The organism is Aeromicrobium sp. (assembly GCF_036676885.1).
Classification (GTDB): Bacteria; Actinomycetota; Actinomycetes; order Propionibacteriales; family Nocardioidaceae; genus Aeromicrobium.
Map to the genome: position 1 here is coordinate 1 of NZ_JAKFCB010000237.1, position 4,105 is coordinate 4,105.

The window sequence follows — 4,105 nt, forward strand, 5'->3', positions numbered from 1 at the left end:
CCCTCGATCGTGCGCTCCTGGCGCTCCTTGAACTCCGGCTCGAGGGCCATCTTGAACGCGACGGCCTTGGCCGCGATGACGTGCTCGAGCGGGCCGCCCTGCTGTCCGGGGAACACCGCGGAGCGCATCTTCTTGGCGATCTCCTCGTCATTCGTGAGGATCGCGCCACCGCGCGGGCCGCCGAGGGTCTTGTGCGTCGTGGTCGTGACGATGTGCGCGTGGGGCAGCGGGCTGGGGTGCAGGCCCGTGGCGACCAGACCGGCGAAGTGCGCCATGTCGACCCACAGCTTGGCGCCCACCTCGTCGGCGATCTCGCGGAACAGCGCGAAGTCGAGCTGGCGGGGGTATGCCGACCAGCCGGCGATGATGACGGTCGGCTGGTGCTCGTGCGCCAACGAGCGGACCTCGTCCATGTCGACGAGGCCGGTCTCGGGCACGACGTGGTAGGGCACCACGTTGTAGAGCCGGCCGGAGAAGTTGAGCTTCATGCCGTGCGTGAGGTGACCGCCGTTGGCGAGGTCAAGGCCCAGGATCGTGTCGCCGACCGTTGCGATGGCGTGCAGCGCGGCGGCGTTGGCGGTCGCGCCCGAGTGTGGCTGGACGTTGGCATAGCCCGCGTCGAACAGCTGCTTGAGCCGGTCGATCGCGATCGTCTCGACCTGGTCGACGAACTCGCAGCCGCCGTAGTAGCGCTTGCCGGGATAGCCCTCGGCGTACTTGTTGGTGAGGACGCTGCCCTGGGCCTCGAGCGAGGCGACGGGGGCGAAGTTCTCCGACGCGATCATCTCGAGCGTCGACTGCTGACGGTGCAGCTCGGCGTCCAGAAGCGCGGCGATGTCAGGGTCGAACTCGGAGAGATGCTGGTTGTGGCTCATGGCCCAAGGGTATCGGGCCGACGATGGTCCTTGCCCTCGCCCGGGGGGTGACGGGCCGCTAGCACGGCGGCCTGCGTCCGGCGTTGCAGTCCCAGCTTGGCCAGCAACTGCGAGACGTAGTTCTTGACCGTCTTCTCCGCGAGGAACATCTCCGCGGCGATCTGCCGATTCGTCAGGCCTTCGCCGATCAGCTCCAGCAGGCGGCTCTCCTGCGGCGTGAGCTGGTCGAGCGGCCCGGCCCGCGGATCGCCCTCGCGGATGCGGGTCAGCACCCGCTGCGTCACGACGGGGTCCAGCAAGGACTGGCCCGTGGCGACGCGGCGTACGGCCTCGACGAGGTCATGGCCACGCACCTGCTTGAGCACATATCCCGCGGCGCCGGCCATGATCGCGGCGAACAAGGCGTCGTCGTCGTCGTACGACGTCAGGATGATGACGGCGATCGCCGGGTGGGTGGACCGGATGGCGCGGCACACGTCGATGCCCGACCCGTCAGGAAGCCGCGCGTCGAGCACCGCGACGTCCGGCACGATGGCGGGTATGCGCGCGAGAGCCTCGGTGGCTGAACCGGCCTCACCCACGACCGTGATGTCCTCCTCATGCTCCAGGAGGTCGCGCAGGCCGCGCCGGACGATCTCGTGATCGTCAAGGAGGAAGACGCGGGTCATGGCCGGCCCCTCGGCACGACCCAGGTGAGCTCCAGGCCACCGTCCGCCAGGTCCTCCGCAGCGAAGTGACCGCCGAGCAGCTCGGCACGAGCGCGCATGTTGGTCAGTCCACTGCCGGGCTCCTGGCCGCCGAGGCCCGGACCGTCGTCGCGGACCTGCAGCGTGATGTCGTCCCCCACGTCGAGCAGGACCTCGACCTTCGTGGCCGAGGCGTGACGCACGACGTTGGAGATCGACTCGTTGAGCACCGCGATCAGGTGCTCCCGCACCTCCTCGGGGACGGAACTGTCGATCGGTCCGCGCGTGTCGAGGCTGGGTGGGAACCCGAGCGTCAGCGCGGCGTGGCTGAGCAGGCGCTCGACACTGGTCTTCAGGTCGGCGGCGACCGCATTGGCGCTCAGCGCGAAGATCGTCCGGCGGATGTCCTTGATCGTGGCGTCGATCTCGTCGATCGCCGACGACAGCCGCGTCATCGCGTCGGGTGCCTGGACCAGCCGCACGGTGTTGTCCAGCATCAGCCCGATCGCGAACAGCCGCTGGATCACCAGGTCGTGCAGGTCCCGGCCGATGCGGTCGCGGTCCTCGAACACCGCAAGGCGGGCCTGGTCCTCCTGCGCCTGGGCCACCTGGAGCACCAGCGCAAGCTGCTCGGCGAAGCGCTGCGGGAGCTCGGGGTCGAGCTCCCAGCGGTCGGTCTTCAGCACTTCATGCCAACCCACCGTGAGAGCGCCCGTGACGTCACCGCTGCGCAACGGCAGGACCAGGACGGACCCGAGGTCGGGCCACAGCGGGGTCGTCGCCGCCGTGTATCGCGACTCCACGGCGGTGTCCGGTACGACCGCCGTGACCTGCGTACGAGCGACCTCGCCGGCCAGGCTCCCGAACGCGCCGACCGTCTCGCCGATCAGCTCGTGCACAGCCGCCCCGGAGACCGCTCGGATCTCGAGGACGTCTGCCTCGGTCGGCATGAGGAGCGCGACGAAGTCGGCGTCCGCGACATCGCGGGCGCGATCGGCCACGAGCTGCAGCGCGGTGTCTCGGGAGATCGGCCCGAGCAGCGCTGTCGTGATCTCGGCCGCCGCCTCGAGCCAGCGGCGCTGGCGCTCGGCCTCGTCGTAGAGCCGCGCGTTCTCGATCACGACGCCCACGGCGGACGCCAACGCGACCGCCACCTCTTCGTCCTCGCGGGTGAAGCCACCGGGAGACTGCTTCTCGGTGAGGTAGAGGTTGCCGAAGATGCGGTCGTGGATGCGGATCGGCACGCCCAGGAACGTGCCCATCGCGGGATGTTCCGACGGGAACCCGAACGTCGCCGGGTGGTGTCCGAGGTTCTGGAGCCGCAGCGGCTGCGGATGATCGATGATGTGGCCGAGGATCCCGTGGCCGCGTGGCAGCTCGCCGATCGCGGCGATCTCGGCGTCGGTGAACCCATGGGTGACGAACCGGGTGAGCCGGCGGTCGCCGTGCAGCCCGAGCACGCCGAGGGCGCCGTACTTCGCGTCGACCAGGAGGCAGGCCTGCCGCACGATGCGCTCGAGGAGGCTCTCCAGCGAGAGATCCGACGAGAGCGCCACGACGGCGTCCAGAAGCCCACCGAGACGTTCAGTCGTGACAGCGGTCCGTGCTGCGGTCATGGTTCCTCTCCCGTCGGGGAGCGTACCGCCAGAGGCCTTGAGCCCGCCATTAAATCCCGATGAATTCAGCGAAATCGGCGGCACTCCGCCGCTGAGCGTACGAAATCGGTCGAAAGGACTAGACCCGACCTAGTCAATTCGAGTGATGAGCACATACCTTCGCCGAGACCGTTAGGGACTTTGGTCCCTAATGCGACCTGCTGGACTACGGGAGCGTGATGACTACAGAGCAGGACCCCGGCGCTTGCAGGATCTCCCTCCTGCGAGCCGACGTGGAGGTACTCCCAGTTCCCTCCCGAACCCTCCGCCTCGGTGCTTCGACTGCCCGCTTCTCTTACCCAGCGGCAGCCCGGGGTCCAGCTCTGCCCACGTTGCCCGGCGACCGACGGTGTCGCAGCGGAGCAGGCCTTCGGTAACCAAACTGCAATCTCGCAGGGCGGTTCTGCCACCGTGGGCGCGTGTAGCGTGCGGAAAGGCTCAGTCCCATCATGTGGACATTCCCGCCGCGACCACGCGTTGCGGCTCGACTCGTAGGAGAGCAATGAAGAACTTCCGTCGGGGGACCGCCATCGTCGCGGCCTCCACGCTTGCCGGCATCACGCTGGCCGCGTGTGGACAAAGCAAGGACGATGGCGGGGACTCCGGTTCTGGCATCGTCGTCGGCACCACGGACAAGGTCGTGTCGATCGATCCGGCCGGTTCGTACGACAACGGCTCACTCAACGTCCAGACGCAGGTCTACCAGTACCTGCTCAACTTCCCGGCCGGCAGCACCGAGCCGACGCCCGACGCGGCGGAGAAGTGCGACTTCGACACCCCGACGACGTACGTCTGCACGATGAAGGACGGGCTGAAGTTCGCCAACGGCAACGAGCTGACGGCGTCCGACGTCGCGTTCTCGTTCACCCGCATCGGCAAGATCGCCGAC

General features: G+C 68.3%; 4 protein-coding genes. 1 reads left to right on the forward strand and 3 read right to left on the reverse strand.

What is annotated here, in order from left to right:
- From glyA to V6M46_RS10575, 3 genes are all read right to left on the reverse strand, one after another.
- The coding region (glyA, locus tag V6M46_RS10565) for a serine hydroxymethyltransferase (protein WP_332664631.1) at positions 1 to 875 on the reverse strand (875 nt) is incomplete at its 3' end.
- A complete protein-coding gene (locus V6M46_RS10570) occupies positions 872 to 1,543 on the reverse strand; it encodes a response regulator transcription factor (RefSeq protein WP_332664634.1) in 672 nt (223 codons plus the stop codon). The genes V6M46_RS10570 and glyA, both read right to left, overlap by 4 nt.
- Entirely contained in the window at positions 1,540 to 3,177 is a 1,638-nt protein-coding gene (locus tag V6M46_RS10575; protein ID WP_332664637.1) for a sensor histidine kinase, read from the reverse strand. The genes V6M46_RS10570 and V6M46_RS10575 overlap by 4 nt, the downstream gene beginning before the upstream one ends.
- A gap of 541 nt (positions 3,178 to 3,718) precedes the next feature.
- On the opposite strand from V6M46_RS10575, the gene V6M46_RS10580 reads away from it, so the two are divergent.
- On the forward strand, positions 3,719 to 4,105 hold a 387-nt coding region (locus V6M46_RS10580), incomplete at its 3' end, for an ABC transporter substrate-binding protein (RefSeq protein WP_332664640.1).

Bases quoted from the DNA above. Each gene is read 5' to 3' on its own strand.
- V6M46_RS10570 (WP_332664634.1), bottom strand. From the start codon at position 1,543: ATGACCCGCGTCTTCCTCCTTGACGATCACGAGATCGTCCGGCGCGGC.
- V6M46_RS10575 (WP_332664637.1), bottom strand. From the start codon at position 3,177: ATGACCGCAGCACGGACCGCTGTCACGACTGAACGTCTCGGTGGGCTT.